Origin of the sequence: Scandinavium goeteborgense (assembly GCF_003935895.2) — a bacterium.
GTDB classification, from domain to species: Bacteria; Pseudomonadota; Gammaproteobacteria; order Enterobacterales; family Enterobacteriaceae; genus Scandinavium; species Scandinavium goeteborgense.
Genome location: NZ_CP054058.1, coordinates 2,602,755 through 2,618,679 on the forward strand (window position 1 = coordinate 2,602,755; position 15,925 = coordinate 2,618,679).

Consider the following 15,925-nt stretch of genomic DNA (forward strand, 5'->3'; position numbering starts at 1 on the left):
GACTTTGCCCCTCCGGACTAGTTAACTAGTACGCAAGTTCACACAACGAGGTATCTGCGATGACACATTTTTCTTTCACTCTGCATGGCGGGTGGCGTACAACCTGATATCGGGCTGTAGCTACGCGTCTGCATAAGACGAACAGATACCAGGCCCGCCAATGTGCGGGCTTTTTTTTGAATAAAAACATATCCGAGATGGTGAGAACGATAATGCAAACACAAAAACCCGCGCTCGAACTTCTGACCAGTGACGCTATTTACCGGGAAAACCCGACGGCGCTGTTCCACCAACTGTGCGGCGCCCGTCCGGCGACCCTGCTGCTCGAATCGGCGGATATCGACAGCAAAGACGATTTAAAAAGCTTGCTGCTCGTCGACAGCGCGCTGCGCATTACTGCGTTAGGTGACACTGTCACCATTCAGGCGCTTTCTGACAACGGTGCTGCACTACTGGATTTACTCGACAGCGCCCTGCCTTCCGGCATCGACAATCAGCGTCAGCCGAATGGCCGCATCCTGCATTTCCCGGCGGTGAGCAACCTGCTCGATGAAGACGCGCGCCTCTGTTCTCTGTCGGTGTTCGATGCCTTCCGCCTGCTGCAAACGCTGGTTACCGTCCCGGTTGATGAACGCGAAGCGATGTTCTTCGGTGGCCTGTTTGCCTACGACCTGGTCGCGGGTTTCGAAGATTTGCCGCAGCTCAATAGCGACACCGCCTGCCCTGATTACTGCTTCTATTTAGCGGAAACGCTGCTGGTTATCGACCATCAGACCAAAACCACCCGCATTCAGGCGAGCCTGTTCACCCCGCTCGACAGCGAGAAGCAGCGTCTGATTCAACGCGTGGCCCAGCTTCGCCAGCAGCTTAACGAGCCCCCGCTTCCGCTGCCGGTGACCAAAATTGAGCAGATGAAAACCGACGTTAACCAGAGCGATGACGAGTACGGCGCCGTGGTACGTAAAATGCAGCGCGCCATTCGTGCCGGGGAGATTTTCCAGGTCGTACCGTCTCGTCGCTTCTCACTGCCTTGCCCATCGCCGCTGGCCGCGTATGACGTGCTGAAGAAGAGTAACCCAAGCCCGTATATGTTCTTCATGCAGGATAACGATTTCAGCCTGTTCGGCGCCTCGCCGGAAAGCTCGCTGAAATACGATGCCAGCAACCGTCAGATTGAAATCTACCCGATTGCCGGGACCCGCCCACGCGGTCGCCGCGCCGACGGTTCACTCGATCGTGACCTCGACAGCCGCATCGAACTGGAAATGCGTACCGACCACAAAGAGCTGTCCGAACATCTGATGCTGGTGGATTTAGCGCGTAACGACCTGGCGCGCATCTGTACGCCGGGCAGCCGCTACGTGGCGGATCTCACTAAAGTGGATCGCTACTCCTTCGTCATGCACCTGGTGTCCCGTGTGGTGGGCGAGCTGCGTCAGGATCTGGACGTGCTGCACGCCTACCGCGCCTGCATGAACATGGGCACACTGAGCGGCGCACCGAAAGTTCGCGCCATGCAGCTTATCGCGGCCGCTGAAGGCGAACGCCGCGGTAGCTACGGCGGCGCGGTGGGTTACTTTACCGCCCATGGTGACCTTGATACTTGCATTGTTATCCGCTCTGCCTATGTTGAAAACGGCATTGCTACCGTCCAGGCGGGCGCTGGCGTGGTGCTTGATTCCGTCCCGCAGTCCGAAGCCGATGAAACCCGTAATAAAGCTCGCGCGGTATTGCGCGCCATTGCCCAGGCCCACCACGCGAAGGAGATTTTCTAATGGCTGACATTCTGCTGCTCGACAATATCGACTCCTTTACCTACAACCTCGCAGACCAGCTGCGGGCGAGCGGCCATAACGTGGTGATTTACCGTAACCACGTTCCGGCTCAGACCCTGATTGAACGCCTGGCGACCATGGATAACCCTGTTCTGATGCTGTCCCCCGGCCCGGGCGCACCGTCGGAAGCCGGCTGTATGCCGGAACTGCTGACCCGACTGCGCGGCAAGCTGCCGATTATCGGCATCTGTCTGGGGCATCAGGCGATTGTCGAAGCCTACGGCGGTTACGTCGGCCAGGCGGGCGAAATCCTTCACGGTAAAGCCTCCAGCATTGAACATGACGGCCAGGGGATGTTCGCCGGGCTGACGAATCCGCTGCCGGTGGCGCGCTATCACTCCCTGGTCGGGAGCAATATACCCGCCGGGCTGACCATCAATGCCAGCTATAACGGCATGGTGATGGCAGTGCGTCACGACGCCGACCGCGTGGTGGGTTTCCAGTTCCACCCCGAATCGATTCTGACCAGCCACGGCGCACGCCTGCTGGAGCAGACCCTGGAATGGGCGTTGCAGAAACTCGAACCGGCGAACACCCTGCAGCCGATTCTGGAAAAACTGTATCAGGCGCAAACCCTGACCCAGCCGGAAAGCCACCAGCTGTTTTCTGCGGTCGTACGCGGAGAAGTGAAACCAGAACAGCTGGCCGCCGCGCTGGTGAGCATGAAAGTTCGCGGTGAGCAGCCGCAGGAAATCGCCGGGGCTGCTACCGCCCTGCTGGAAAATGCCGCCCCGTTCCCGCGTCCGGATTATCCGTTTGCCGATATCGTCGGCACCGGCGGCGACGGCAGCAACAGCATCAACATTTCCACCGCCAGCGCCTTTGTGGCCGCAGCGTGTGGCCTGAAAGTGGCGAAGCACGGCAACCGCAGCGTATCGAGCAAATCCGGTTCGTCCGATTTACTGGCCGCCTTCGGTATCAACCTGGAGATGAACGCCGAAAAATCTCGCGAAGCGCTGGATGAGCTGGGCGTCTGTTTCCTGTTCGCACCGAAATACCACACCGGTTTCCGCCACGCGATGCCGGTACGTCAGCAGTTAAAAACCCGCACCCTGTTTAATGTGCTCGGGCCGCTGATCAACCCGGCGCACCCACCGATTGCGCTGATTGGCGTATATAGCCCGGAACTGGTGCTGCCGATTGCCGAAACCCTGCGCGTGCTGGGTTATCAGCGCGCAGCGGTGGTTCATAGCGGCGGGATGGATGAGGTTTCATTGCATGCCCCGACCGTGGTTGCCGAACTGAAAGACAGCGAAATTCAGAGCTATCAGCTGACCGCCGATGACTTTGGCCTGACGCCATATCATCAGGAACAGCTGGCAGGCGGCACGCCGGAAGAAAACCGTGACATTCTTTCACGCTTGCTACAAGGTAAAGGTGAAGCCGCCCACGAGGCCGCTGTCTCCGCCAACGTCGCCATGCTGATGCGCCTTCACGGCCATGAAGATTTGAAAGCCAACGTGCAACAGGTGCTGGACGTCCTGCACAGTGGTGCAGCCTACGATCGCGTGACCGCATTAGCGGCTAGAGGATAAGAAATGCAGACCGTTTTAGCTAAAATCGTTGCTGATAAACGCATCTGGGTCGACGCCCGTAAAGTGCAGCAACCATTAGCCAGTTTTCAGAATGAGATCCAGCCGAGCATGCGTCATTTCTACGACGCGCTGCAGGGCGCACGCACCGCCTTTATTCTGGAGTGCAAAAAAGCGTCCCCGTCTAAAGGGGTGATCCGCGAAGACTTCGACCCGGCACGTATCGCGGGGATTTACAAACACTATGCGTCGGCGATTTCCGTCCTGACCGATGAAAAGTATTTCCAGGGTAGCTTCGATTTTCTGCCGATTGTCAGCCAAATCGCACCGCAGCCGATCCTGTGCAAAGACTTCATCGTCGACCCGTACCAGATTTACCTCGCCCGTCATTATCAGGCCGACGCCTGCCTGCTGATGCTGTCCGTGCTCGACGATGAAGAGTACCGCCAGCTTTCCGCGGTGGCGCACAGCCTGAGCATGGGCGTACTGACCGAAGTCAGTAACGAAGAAGAGCTGGAGCGCGCCATCGCGCTTAACGCCAAAGTCGTCGGCATCAATAACCGCGACCTGCGCGACCTCTCTATCGATCTCAATCGCACCCGCCAACTGGCCCCGCGTTTAGGCGCTGGTGTGACGGTGATTAGCGAATCCGGCATCAATACCTACGGCCAGGTGCGCGAACTGAGCCACTTTGCCAACGGTTTCCTGATTGGTTCGGCGATGATGTCGCACGACGATTTGAATGCCGCCGTGCGCCGCGTGCTGCTGGGTGAAAACAAAGTCTGCGGCTTAACCCGCGCCCAGGATGCACAGGCTGCGTATGAAGCCGGTGCCGTCTTCGGCGGACTGATTTTTGTGCCTTCCTCACCCCGTTTCGTGGATGAAACCCAGGCGCGTGACGTCATCAACAGCGCGCCACTGAGCTACGTTGGCGTGTTCCGAGATGCTGCTACTCGCGACGTGGCAGCCAAAGTCGAAAGCCTGTCACTGGCGGCGGTGCAGTTGCACGGTAATGAAGATCAGGCCTATATCGACGAACTTCGCACCGCGCTGCCTGCCCACGTCCAAATCTGGAAAGCGCTGAGCGTCAAAGATTCCCTGCCCGCCCGCAACCTGAATCACGTCGACAAATACGTGCTGGATAACGGCCAGGGTGGCACTGGACAACGTTTCGATTGGTCGCTGCTTAACGGTCAGGACGTAAGTAACGTCCTGCTGGCGGGCGGCCTTAGCCCCGATAACTGTGTGGAAGCGGCGAAAAGCGGCTGCGCGGGGCTCGATTTCAATTCTGGCGTAGAGTCTGAACCGGGCATTAAAGATGCCAGCAAACTGGCCTCGGTCTTTCAGACGCTGCGCGCATATTAAGGAAATGGACATGAATACATTACTGAACCCGTACTTTGGTGAATTTGGCGGCATGTACGTGCCGCAGATCCTGATGCCTGCCCTGCGTCAGCTGGAAGAAGCGTTTGTCAGCGCGCAGAAGGATCCGGAATTTCAGGCACAGTTCACCGACCTGCTGAAAAACTATGCTGGTCGTCCGACGGCGCTGACCAAATGTCAGAACCTGACCGAAGGCACCAAAACCACGCTGTATCTCAAGCGTGAAGACCTGCTGCACGGCGGCGCGCACAAAACGAACCAGGTATTGGGTCAGGCGCTGTTGGCGAAACGGATGGGCAAAACCGAAATCATCGCGGAAACCGGTGCCGGTCAACACGGCGTGGCCTCCGCTCTGGCATGTGCCCTGCTCGGCCTGAAATGCCGCATTTACATGGGCGCCAAAGACATTGAACGCCAGTCGCCAAACGTTTTCCGTATGCGTCTGATGGGCGCAGAAGTGATCCCGGTACACAGCGGTTCAGCCACGCTGAAAGATGCCTGTAACGAGGCGCTGCGTGACTGGTCTGGCAGCTATGAAACTGCGCACTACATGCTCGGCACCGCCGCGGGTCCGCACCCGTTCCCGACTATCGTGCGTGAGTTCCAGCGCATGATCGGTGAAGAAACCAAAGTGCAGATTCATGAACGTGAAGGCCGTCTGCCGGACGCGGTCATTGCCTGCGTCGGCGGCGGTTCTAACGCCATCGGCATGTTTGCTGATTTTATCGACGACACCGCCGTCGGCCTGATTGGCGTTGAGCCGGGCGGACACGGGATTGAGACCGGTGAGCATGGCGCGCCGTTAAAACACGGTCGTGTAGGCATCTACTTCGGCATGAAATCGCCGATGATGCAGACCGAAGAAGGCCAGATTGAAGAGTCTTATTCTATTTCTGCCGGGCTGGATTTCCCGTCCGTTGGGCCACAGCACGCGTTCCTGAACAGCATCGGTCGCGCGGAATATGTGTCGATTACCGATAACGAAGCGCTGGACGCATTTAAAGCGCTGAGCCGCCACGAAGGTATTATCCCGGCGCTGGAGTCTTCCCACGCCCTGGCTCACGCACTGAAAATGATGCGCGAGAACCCTGAAAAAGAGCAGCTGCTGGTGGTTAACCTCTCCGGTCGCGGCGATAAAGACATTTTCACCGTACATGACATTCTGAAAGCGCGAGGGGAAATCTGATGGAACGCTATGACAACCTGTTTGCTGAGCTGAAAAAACGCAAGGAAGGCGCGTTTGTTCCCTTCGTAACGCTGGGCGATCCGAACCCGGAACAGTCGCTGAAAATCATCGACACCCTGATTGAAGCCGGTGCCGACGCGCTGGAGCTGGGCATTCCCTTCTCCGACCCGCTGGCCGATGGCCCGACGATTCAGGATGCCACGCTGCGCGCGTTTGCGTCCGGTGTGACGCCGACCCAGTGCTTCGAAATGCTGGCCGCAATACGCCAGAAACACCCGACCATTCCCATTGGCCTGCTGATGTACGCCAACTTGGTCTTTAACCGCGGCATTGATGCGTTTTACGCTGAATGCGCGCGCGTGGGCGTGGATTCCGTGCTGGTAGCGGATGTGCCAGTGGAAGAGTCTGCGGAGTTTCGTCAGGCGGCGATGCGCCATAACGTGGCACCGATCTTCATCTGCCCGCCAAACGCCGATGACGATTTGCTACGCCAGATTGCCTCCTACGGTCGCGGATATACTTATCTGCTGTCCCGTGCAGGCGTGACCGGAGCGGAAAACCGCGCCGCGCTGCCGTTGCATCACCTGATTGAAAAACTGACCGAATACCACGCCGCGCCTCCGTTGCAGGGCTTTGGTATTTCGTCCCCGGACCAGGTGACGGCCTCCGTCGGAGCCGGTGCGGCGGGCGCAATTTCCGGCTCGGCGATTGTGAAAATTATTGAGAAAAACCTCGATAATCCGGCCACGATGCTGGCAGAACTGAAAACCTTCGTGCAAAACATGAAGGCCGCAACCCGCAGCGCATAATCTTTACGCCGTCTGGTTTATTCCCCGGACGGCGCTCAGGCCTGCCGCAGGATAACAGCCAGAACCGGACCGTCTTTCTCATCGAATAACATCCCCAAAAAAGAAGGGGTTGAAGTTCTTAATGAGAAGCATTATCTTTCTCAATACTGAGTAGTTGAGTAAATCACTCAGGTATTCGGTACGACATTGCTCACATTGCTTCCAGTATGACTTGCCCGCCTTGCGCGGGCTTTTTTTTACTTTTTGTTCAGCTCGTCATCCGGCCAGTATTTGTAGCCGTTGATCATCGCCTGCGCCGCCAGTCCTTTCTCGGTGATTTCGTACACGCTGACCATAGACGGCAAAGACTCTGCGTCGGTTGCTACACCACTGGCTGATGCCCCGGCTCCTGCACCTTTGTCGTCATACTTCGCGGCCGCGTTCGCATCTGCGCCGACAACGTAGCCATCGGTGATAAATTTGTTCAGGGATTTGCTGTTGTGGAAGACAATCACGGTGCTCAGCTGTTTGATACCCACGCCAACGCCCGCGCCGCCCTGGGCGACTTTCATATAGGTGTCTTTGCCGGTATGCAGGTCTTTCACCACGCCATAACCGCCGCCGAAGCCCACCACGAAAATTTTGCTGCTGTTGCTGGAGAAGACCGCGTAACCGTTAGAGTGCTGAATGTCGCTGCGCGCTTCCGGATGCAGGTTATACAGCTGGGTTAAGGTGTCGGTGCGCATTTTTTGAATAGTGGCACGCTGTTCGCGGGCGGTATCACCGCTGGCACTGCAACCGGCAATAACGAGTGCCGAAATAAGAAAAAGGGATTTAAATTTCATCGTTTACATCTGCGTCTAATAATTGAGCGCGCTATTGTAGGCAGAATGTGCGCAGATGCGAGCGAAGCGGCAGGGGCAACTGTAAGCAATTTATTTATAAATTTCAGATGTGTAGAAAACGGTTACAGCAAAGAGTGACTGCCAGGCAGCCACTCTTATTACACTCAGAAGCGATAACCTGCCGAGAACATAAATACCCACGGATCCAGGCGCGTGTGGATGGTTTGATTCTCACCCCCGGCCTTAAATTTCACGTCGGTATCCACGTCCATATACCAGACCGAGGCGTTAATCAGCCAGTCGCGGTTAATCAGGTAATCCACCCCCACCTGTCCTGCCGCGCCCCAGGAGTCCGTGGCACTCAAGTCTGAAAGACCGGCATCTTTACCGGTATCGTTGAAATCGGTGTTAAAGAAGGTGGTGTAGTTGATACCTGCCCCGATGTACGGACGTACTTTGCTGCTGGCATCGAAGAAATACCACTGCGCCATCAGCGTAGGCGGTAACAGATTCACCGTTGCTATGGTTCCTGTCGGGCCGGTACCGACTTTACTGCGGAACGGCGAAGCGGCCAGCAGCTCGATACCGATGTTATCCGTCGCCATGTAGGTGAAGGTTAAACCGAGCTGGGTATTGTTATCGACGGTGAAACTGCCGAGGCCCAGCACGTTATCCGAACCTTCCGTAGGACGAATCGTCGCTGAACCTGCACGTATAAAGAACTCGCCCGCTTCATGCGCCCACGCGCCGCCAGAGAGACTGCTTAACACCAGCGCGGCCACTGCTAATTTTTTCATATCCACTCCTTCCCTATGGTTTTTATAAGCGCGCTGAATATACCCACAAATAAGTAAAAACGATCTAACTCAGATCACATTCATTCCTGAGATTTAACATTCATTGATCTGGATTAATTTTTGGCGGCGGATCACTTACAAATAAAACCCTTCTGAATCAATTTTTGACTTTTCTCTGTTACAAAAAAGACGGGGCAGATGCTTTGCCTCACTTTCCGGTCAGAGTAAAGATGAGGTTATCGGTGAAATTGTGGTCGAAATGCTTCCAGGCCCCGTTTTTGCTTACTACTCCTTTACAAAGATATGCCTTTCCATACAGGTGTTGATGCTGCCACTTTGACGTCGGGTGAGTTACAATTGCCGGCTTATAACTACCAGCCAGACTCAAGGAGAGTGCATGTCTATCACGGCTAAGTCGGTTTACCGTGACACGGGTAATTTTTTTCGCAATCAGTTCGTTACGGTTCTGCTGATTGCGTTGTTGTGTGCGTTTATCACGGTGGTGCTTGGCCATGCGTTTTCACCGAGCGACGAACAACTCGCCCTGTTAAGTAGCGGCGATAACCTTGCGGGTAGCGTGGGGCTGTTTGACCTGGTGCAAAACATGACGCCGGAACAACAGCAGATCCTGCTGCGCGCGTCAGCGGCGTCGACGTTCTCTGGCCTGATTGGTAATGCCATTCTCGCGGGCGGCGTATTGCTGCTTATCCAGATGATCTCTGCGGGTCAGCGCGTCAGCGCTCTGCGTGCCATCGGTGCCAGTGCTCCGGTGCTGCCGAAATTGCTGCTGCTCATCTTTCTCACCACGTTCCTGGTGCAGATGGGCGTGATGCTGATTGTGGTTCCAGGCGTGCTGTTGGCTATCGTGTTCTCTTTTGCACCGATTATGCTGGTCCAGGACAAGCTGGGCATTTTCACCTCGCTGCGCAGCAGTATGCGTCTGGCGTGGGCGAATATGCGTCTGGTGGCCCCGGCGGTCATCGGCTGGTTGCTGGCGAAAACGCTTCTGCTTATCTTCGCACCTCACTTTGCCGTGCTGACGCCAAACGTAGGCGCGGTGGTGGTGAACTGCATCAGCAACCTTATTTCCGCTTTATTGCTGATCTATTTATTCCGCCTGTATATGCTTATTCGTAACTGATCTCTCCCAGGCCCGGAATACCCGGGCCGTTACTGAAATACGGAACCGATGTATGAAGCAGTTTCTGGATTTTTTACCGCTGGTGGTGTTCTTTGTTTTCTACAAACTTTATGACATCTACACCGCAACCACGGCGCTGATCATCGCCACCGCGGTGGTATTGATTTACTGCTGGGTGCGCTATCGCAAAGTTGAAAAAATGGCGCTGATCACTTTCGTGCTGGTCGCCGTATTCGGCGGTCTGACGCTGTTCTTCCATAACGATGAATTTATCAAATGGAAGGTCACGGTGATTTACGGTCTGTTTGCCGGTGCGCTGCTGTTCAGCCAGTGGATCATGAAAAAGCCGCTGATCCAGCGCATGCTGGGTAAAGAGCTGACCCTGCCGCAGTTCGTTTGGTCGCGTCTAAATATTGCCTGGGCGCTGTTCTTCATCGTCTGCGGTCTGGCAAACATTTATATCGCCTTCTGGATGCCGCAGAATATCTGGGTAAACTTTAAAGTGTTCGGCTTAACCGCCCTTACCCTGATTTTCACGCTCCTGAGCGGCGTGTATATCTACCGCCACATGCCGCAGGACGACAAGTAAATGACCGCAAGCAGTGAAGCGCCAGTAGGCGATTTAGTTCTGCGTACGCTGGCGATGCCCGCGGACACCAACGCCAATGGCGATATCTTTGGCGGATGGATTATGTCGCAGATGGATCTCGGCGGCGCGATAATGGCCAAAGAAATTGCCCAGGGTCGCGTGGTCACGGTGCGTGTTGATGGCATGACGTTCCTGCGTCCGGTCGCGGTCGGTGACGTGGTGTGCTGCTACGCACGCTGCACCAAACGCGGCACAACGTCGATTACGGTAAACATTGAAGTGTGGGTGAAGAAGGTCTCTTCTGAGCCTATCGGTCAGCGTTATAAAGCAACCGAAGCGCTGTTTATCTACGTGGCGGTGGACAACGAAGGAAAGCCGCGGCCATTTCCGCAGGCATAAAAAACTAAACCGGTCTCGATGACCGGTTTTTTTTATTACAAGAAACCTAACAGTTTAAAGAAGAAGTATCCCGCCACAATCACAATCACCGGCAGAACGTACAGCTCGAAAATCTGTAAAAAGAGGGTGTGGTGCGGAACCACAATTTTGGCCTCAATTTGTTCTCTGCTTAAGCCTTCCGGCCCTTTCGCTTTCTCGAGGATCAGCTGATCCTGCACGCCTTCACGGACAAACTTCGCCTGACGGCTCATACGCGCGCCGGACGACTGCAGTGCCAGGCCAACAAACACCAGCGCGAAGATGACCCAGAAGCCGATATTCAGGCTGTGGTGGAAATCCGGCTGCGGCGAGTTGTACCAGAAGAAATTCAGGAATGGCGTATTAAAACGGATCATCTCAATCATGACATGAGCAAAATCGAGCAGAACGGCGTCAATGCCTGGCTGCTTCTCACTGTGCTCAAACATGAATTTGAACACCGATATTAACGTGGAAATCACGGCCGGGATAAAAATGACCCAGCCCAAAATACGTTTCAGTATGGCGATGCGTCCAGCTTGTTGATACGTCATGGGTTCCCCTTGTTCAGACGCGCTTTCTGTTTCGCTGTAAGTCTACCTTTAGTTGTGCCTTTTCGCCTGCGCTTTAAAAGCGATATGGTGTACGATTAGGTCGAATCTCAGGCCTTTTTACCTCTACAGGAGTTGCCTTATGACAGCCCAGCGTCAAATTCTTGCCGCTATCTTTGATATGGATGGTTTACTGATTGATTCCGAACCGCTGTGGGATCGTGCCGAACTGGACGTTATTGCCGGTCTGGGTGTCGATATTTCGCGCCGTAACGAATTGCCTGACACGCTGGGTCTGCGTATCGACATGGTGGTCGAACTCTGGTTCGCCCAACAGCCGTGGAACGGGCCGAGCCGTGAAGAAGTCACCGCACGCATCATCAGCCGTGCGATTTCCCTGGTTGAAGAGGAACGCCCACTGCTGGCAGGCGCGCGCGAAGCCATTGCGCTGTGCAAATCTCAGGGGCTGAAGGTGGGCCTGGCGTCTGCTTCCCCGCTGCATATGCTGGAAAAAGTGCTGGCAATGTTCGACCTGCGTGAGCAGTTCGACGCCCTCGCCTCCGCTGAAAAGCTGCAATACAGCAAACCGCATCCGCAGGTGTATCTGGATTGCGCCGCGAAACTTGGCGTTGACCCGCTGACCTGCGTGGCGCTGGAAGACTCCGTTAACGGAATGATCGCCAGCAAAGCCGCGCGTATGCGCTCAATCGTGGTGCCTGAACATGAAAATCAGGCTGACCCGCGCTACGTGCTCGCCAACGTCAAACTCTCCTCCCTGGAGCAGTTGACCCTCGAGCATCTGTTCGGTTAATTCATTGTGCCCGGCAGCGCCGTTGCCGGGCAATTCTCATAAAAACGCCACCGCCGTCAAATTAATTAAAACATCGTTTTATTTTAGTTTGAGTTTTCACGCCCTCGCCTCTATGCTTCTCGCATTACCTGCATCACAACGATAAAAACAGGCCAGAGGTGTGCTTATGATTCTCAATGCGTTCAATCTTTCAGGGAAAGTGGCGATCGTCACCGGCTGCGATACCGGGTTAGGCCAGGGCATGGCCCTAGGGCTTGCCGAAGCCGGGTGTGACATCGTCGGCGTGAGTCGCAAAAATCCACAGCAAACGGCAGAGCGCGTTCAGGCGCTGGGCCGCCGATTCAGCTTCGTGCAGGCCGATCTCAGCCGGCAGGATAAGGTTGAAGAGATTGTCACTCGCGCGGTCTCCGAAATGGGCCGCATCGATATTCTGGTTAACAATGCCGGAACCATTCGCCGGGAAGATGCGCTGAACTTCAGCGAAAAAGACTGGGACGATGTGATGAACCTGAATCTGAAATCGGTATTTTTCCTCGCTCAGGCTGCAGCCCGCCAGTTTATCCGTCAGGGCGACGGTGGCAAAATCATTAATATCGCGTCGATGTTGTCCTTCCAGGGTGGGATCCGCGTGCCCTCTTACACTGCGTCAAAAAGCGGCGTGTTGGGCATCACTCGCCTGCTGGCAAATGAATGGGCCGCACATCAGATCAATGTGAACGCCATCGCGCCGGGATACATGGCGACCAACAACACTCAGGCTCTGCGCGAAGATGAAGATCGCAACAAAGCGATTGTCGAGCGTATCCCCGCCGGACGCTGGGGAAGCCCGGAAGACCTGCAGGGACCGGTGGTGTTTCTGGCCTCGGCGGCATCAGATTACGTCAACGGTTACACTCTGGCCGTAGACGGCGGCTGGCTCGCCCGCTAAACGCGGGATTTTGACAAACAGTTACACCGTCACCTCTTCCGCCCACTGTATAAAAACCCTATACTGTATGAATTGACAGTTTGACGGGTTTTATCATGACGGCGGAAGGCCACCTGCTCTTTTCAATAGCCTGCGCGGTGTTTGCCAAAAATGCCGAACTGACCCCGGTTCTGGCACAGGGTGACTGGTGGCACATTGTTCCCGCTGCGGTATTGACCTGTCTGCTGCCGGACATCGATCACCCCAAATCGTTACTGGGGCAGCGATTAAGCTGGATAGCCAAACCCATTGCGCGAATATTCGGCCACCGCGGCTTCACCCATAGCCTGCTGGCCGTATTCGGTAGCCTGACGCTGTTCTATCTCAAAGTGCCCGAAACCTGGTTTATGCCTGCCGATGTATTGCAGGGGATGGTGCTCGGCTATCTGAGCCATATTCTGGCCGACATGTTGACCCCTGCGGGCGTGCCGTTGCTGTGGCCGTGCCGCTGGCGTTTCCGCCTACCGATTCTTGCGCCGCGTAAAGGGAACCAGCTCGAACGCGTGCTGTGCATGGCGTTGTTCGTTTACGCCGTATGGATGCCGCAATCAATGCCGGACAACAGCGCCGTGCGCTGGTCATCCAGCCTCATCAGCGAACTGCAATTTCGCTTCGACAGGTTTATCAATCATCAGAGTGGGCATTAAGCGGGCAGCGTAACGTCAGTTTGTTGTGAGGCAGAACAGGGATTTATTTTTGGACATCTGCGTCCTTGTTCGTTCCAGCGCGAAAATATACTGTCCTTTGTCCTGATAGCGATAACCCACTGATAACCTGTTCTGCCGCTTGCCTTATGATTACAAAACTGAAATACCGTGACTTTCATGTCTGCTACAAAAGTAACGACTCCCGTTACCTGGAAATTCTTGACGATATTTTAAGCTGCAATATCCAAAAACTGAGTGTAGAGAAGGTGTTCAAAAGCCAGCGGCATACTCACGTTTCATTGTTGAATACGCAGTACGGCCAGTACGTATTAAAAATCTGTTCCCCTCAACACAAGAAACTCGAGAAATTTGCCAAGTCGCTGCTTCGTCCAAATGTTAACGAGAATTTGATCGAAAAAATCGATCTGGCGCGTACGCAGGGACATACCTTCCCAAACGATTTTTATCTGCTCGCGGAACGTCGAATTCTCAAATTTTCACGAGTGTCGATCATGCTGTTTGAATACATTCCTGGCCCCGAACTGAGCCAACTGCCTGAGATCCCCCAGGACATCCTGTGCGACGTTAAAACCTCGATGCAGCAAATGCATAAGATGAAAATCATTTCAGGCGATGCTCACGGTGGGAATTTTATCCTGAGCAAAAAAGGCGTGCGTATTATCGATTTGTGCGGCAAGCGCTGTAATGCTAAACGCAAAATTGAGGATAGCGTGACCGCCAATATCCGCCTGGGTGTCCCCTTTGAGCCTCGGAATCTGTGGGAGAAATTTCTGGTTTCCCGCAAGACAAAAAGACACTTCAAAATTAAGAACCGCCAGCCACAGCTGGATCGCTTCATTAATCACCAGAGTGGACATTAATTCGTCTGTAAACGCGCTTTTGGAATAATCAATTCCATTTGAATATAAGCGTCAATTCACACTTCTGATAATCTTGCGCCATTAGAGCCTGTCTATTTTTAGACAAAATAATGAGATCAGGAGAACGGGGATGAATTTTCCATTAATCGCGAACGTTGTGGTGTTCGTGGGATTGCTGTTTGCTCTGGGGCAAACACGAAATAAAAACTGGAGTCTGGCCAAGAAAGTGCTGGTCGGTCTCGCGGTGGGCGTGGTCTTCGGCCTCGCCCTACAGATGATTTACGGCGCAGATAGCGCAGTGCTGAAAGAGTCTATTCAGTGGTTCAACGTCGTGGGCAACGGTTATGTTCAACTGCTGCAAATGATCGTCATGCCGCTGGTGTTCGCATCCATTCTTAGCGCCGTGGCGCGCCTGCACAATGCGTCTCAGCTGGGTAAAATCAGCTTCCTGACCATCGGCACCCTGCTGTTTACCACGCTGATTTCTGCGCTGGTCGGCGTGCTGGTGACCAACCTGTTTGGCCTGAGCGCTGAAGGTCTGATTCAAGGCACCGCTGAAACTGCGCGTCTGAACGCGATTCAAAGCACCTACGTTGGCAAAGTGGCTGACCTGAGCGTGCCTCAGCTGCTGCTCTCCTTCGTGCCGAAAAACCCGTTTGCTGACCTGACGGGTGCCAGCCCAACGTCCATTATCAGCATCGTGATTTTCGCCGCCTTCCTCGGTGTGGCCGCGCTGAAATTACTGAAAGACGACGAGCCAAAAGGCAAACGCGTCCTGACTGCCATCGACACGCTGCAAAGCTGGGTGATGAAGCTGGTGCGTCTGGTGATGCAGCTGACGCCGTACGGCGTGCTGGCGCTGATGACCAAAGTGGTGGCCGGTTCCAACTTGCAGGACATTATCAAGCTCGGCGGTTTTGTGGTGGCGTCTTACCTCGGTCTGGCGATTATGTTTGTGGTGCACGGCCTGCTGCTGGGTGCTAACGGCGTGAATCCGCTGAAGTACTTCCGCAAAGTATGGCCAGTGCTGACCTTCGCCTTCACCAGCCGTTCCAGCGCCGCGTCTATTCCGCTGAATATCGAAGCGCAGACTCGTCGCCTGGGCGTGCCGGAATCTATCGCCAGCTTCTCAGCCTCTTTCGGTGCCACGATTGGTCAAAACGGCTGTGCGGGTCTGTACCCGGCGATGTTGGCGGTGATGGTTGCGCCAACCGTGGGCATTAACCCGCTGGATCCGATGTGGATTGCAACGCTGGTCGGCATCGTCACCGTCAGCTCCGCCGGTGTAGCCGGTGTGGGTGGTGGTGCAACATTTGCAGCTCTGATTGTTCTGCCTGCGATGGGCCTGCCGGTTACCCTGGTCGCGCTGCTGATTTCCATCGAGCCGCTGATCGACATGGGCCGTACGGCACTGAACGTGAACGGTTCCATGACCGCCGGGACACTGACCAGCCAGTGGCTGCGCCAGACCGATAAAACGGTGATGGAAAGTGAAGACGAAGTGGAACTGGCGCACCGTTAAGCTGTGCCCACTGCGCAATAAATCACAACGGTG

Annotated in this window: 16 protein-coding genes and 1 other annotated feature; of the genes, 13 read left to right on the forward strand and 3 right to left on the reverse strand. The window is 55.0% G+C overall.

Annotated elements, in window-relative coordinates; all coding sequences use genetic code 11:
* Positions 1 to 83 precede the first annotated feature (83 nt).
* Positions 84 to 178, forward strand: a sequence feature (Trp leader region).
* Between the two features lie 34 nt (positions 179 to 212).
* The 5 genes from A8O29_RS13425 to trpA are packed head-to-tail and all read left to right on the forward strand — an operon-like array spanning position 213 to position 6,745.
* Positions 213 to 1,775 carry an anthranilate synthase component 1 gene (locus tag A8O29_RS13425; RefSeq protein WP_125354785.1) on the forward strand — a complete coding sequence of 521 codons (1,563 nt, stop codon included), beginning with the start codon at positions 213 to 215 and terminating at the stop codon, positions 1,773 to 1,775.
* Positions 1,775 to 3,370 (forward strand): bifunctional anthranilate synthase glutamate amidotransferase component TrpG/anthranilate phosphoribosyltransferase TrpD, encoded by a 1,596-nt coding sequence (trpD, locus tag A8O29_RS13430; protein WP_125354786.1) that lies wholly within the window; start codon positions 1,775 to 1,777, stop codon positions 3,368 to 3,370. The genes A8O29_RS13425 and trpD overlap by 1 nt, the downstream gene beginning before the upstream one ends.
* A gap of 3 nt (positions 3,371 to 3,373) precedes the next feature.
* Complete coding sequence (gene trpCF / locus A8O29_RS13435; RefSeq protein WP_125354787.1) at positions 3,374 to 4,732, forward strand: bifunctional indole-3-glycerol-phosphate synthase TrpC/phosphoribosylanthranilate isomerase TrpF; 1,359 nt, start codon at positions 3,374 to 3,376, stop codon at positions 4,730 to 4,732.
* Positions 4,733 to 4,742: 10 nt separating this feature from the next.
* Positions 4,743 to 5,936, forward strand: coding sequence for a tryptophan synthase subunit beta (gene trpB / locus A8O29_RS13440; RefSeq protein ID WP_125354788.1), 1,194 nt, complete (start codon positions 4,743 to 4,745; stop codon positions 5,934 to 5,936).
* Positions 5,936 to 6,745, forward strand: coding sequence for a tryptophan synthase subunit alpha (gene trpA / locus A8O29_RS13445; protein ID WP_125354789.1), 810 nt, complete (start codon positions 5,936 to 5,938; stop codon positions 6,743 to 6,745). Before trpB ends, trpA begins: the two co-directional genes overlap by 1 nt.
* Before the next feature lie 236 nt (positions 6,746 to 6,981).
* Here trpA and A8O29_RS13450 read toward each other — a convergent pair whose 3' ends face one another.
* Complete coding sequence (locus A8O29_RS13450) at positions 6,982 to 7,569, reverse strand: YSC84-related protein (RefSeq protein WP_125354790.1); 588 nt, start codon at positions 7,567 to 7,569, stop codon at positions 6,982 to 6,984.
* A gap of 164 nt (positions 7,570 to 7,733) precedes the next feature.
* On the reverse strand, positions 7,734 to 8,366 hold the full coding sequence (gene ompW / locus A8O29_RS13455) for an outer membrane protein OmpW (protein WP_110508739.1): 633 nt from the start codon (positions 8,364 to 8,366) through the stop codon (positions 7,734 to 7,736).
* A 397-nt stretch (positions 8,367 to 8,763) separates the two neighbouring features.
* Between ompW and A8O29_RS13460 the strand changes: the two genes are divergently transcribed.
* The 3 genes from A8O29_RS13460 to yciA are packed head-to-tail and all read left to right on the forward strand — an operon-like array spanning position 8,764 to position 10,495.
* Positions 8,764 to 9,507, forward strand: a complete 744-nt coding sequence (locus tag A8O29_RS13460) for a YciC family protein (protein WP_125354791.1) — start codon at positions 8,764 to 8,766, stop codon at positions 9,505 to 9,507.
* A 52-nt stretch (positions 9,508 to 9,559) separates the two neighbouring features.
* A complete protein-coding gene (locus tag A8O29_RS13465; RefSeq protein WP_125354792.1) occupies positions 9,560 to 10,096 on the forward strand; it encodes a septation protein A in 537 nt (178 codons plus the stop codon).
* Positions 10,097 to 10,495, forward strand: a complete 399-nt coding sequence (gene yciA, locus A8O29_RS13470) for an acyl-CoA thioester hydrolase YciA (protein ID WP_110507912.1) — start codon at positions 10,097 to 10,099, stop codon at positions 10,493 to 10,495. It begins immediately after the preceding gene.
* Between the two features lie 35 nt (positions 10,496 to 10,530).
* Here the strand turns inward: yciA and A8O29_RS13475 are convergent, their stop codons facing one another.
* Complete coding sequence (locus A8O29_RS13475) at positions 10,531 to 11,067, reverse strand: YniB family protein (protein ID WP_125354793.1); 537 nt, start codon at positions 11,065 to 11,067, stop codon at positions 10,531 to 10,533.
* Positions 11,068 to 11,206: 139 nt separating this feature from the next.
* On the opposite strand from A8O29_RS13475, the gene hxpB reads away from it, so the two are divergent.
* The 5 genes from hxpB (at position 11,207) to A8O29_RS13500 (ending at position 15,892) form a co-directional block, all read left to right on the forward strand.
* Positions 11,207 to 11,875, forward strand: a complete 669-nt coding sequence (gene hxpB / locus A8O29_RS13480; protein WP_125354794.1) for a hexitol phosphatase HxpB — start codon at positions 11,207 to 11,209, stop codon at positions 11,873 to 11,875.
* A 166-nt stretch (positions 11,876 to 12,041) separates the two neighbouring features.
* A complete protein-coding gene (kduD, locus tag A8O29_RS13485; protein WP_125354795.1) occupies positions 12,042 to 12,803 on the forward strand; it encodes a 2-dehydro-3-deoxy-D-gluconate 5-dehydrogenase KduD in 762 nt (253 codons plus the stop codon).
* Between the two features lie 95 nt (positions 12,804 to 12,898).
* Entirely contained in the window at positions 12,899 to 13,489 is a 591-nt protein-coding gene (locus A8O29_RS13490) for a metal-dependent hydrolase (protein ID WP_125354796.1), read from the forward strand.
* 146 nt (positions 13,490 to 13,635) lie between these two features.
* Positions 13,636 to 14,370 carry a lipopolysaccharide core heptose(II) kinase RfaY gene (locus A8O29_RS13495; RefSeq protein ID WP_125354797.1) on the forward strand — a complete coding sequence of 245 codons (735 nt, stop codon included), beginning with the start codon at positions 13,636 to 13,638 and terminating at the stop codon, positions 14,368 to 14,370.
* Positions 14,371 to 14,500: 130 nt separating this feature from the next.
* Positions 14,501 to 15,892 (forward strand): L-cystine transporter, encoded by a 1,392-nt coding sequence (locus tag A8O29_RS13500; RefSeq protein WP_125354798.1) that lies wholly within the window; start codon positions 14,501 to 14,503, stop codon positions 15,890 to 15,892.
* The last annotated feature ends 33 nt before the right edge of the window (positions 15,893 to 15,925 follow it).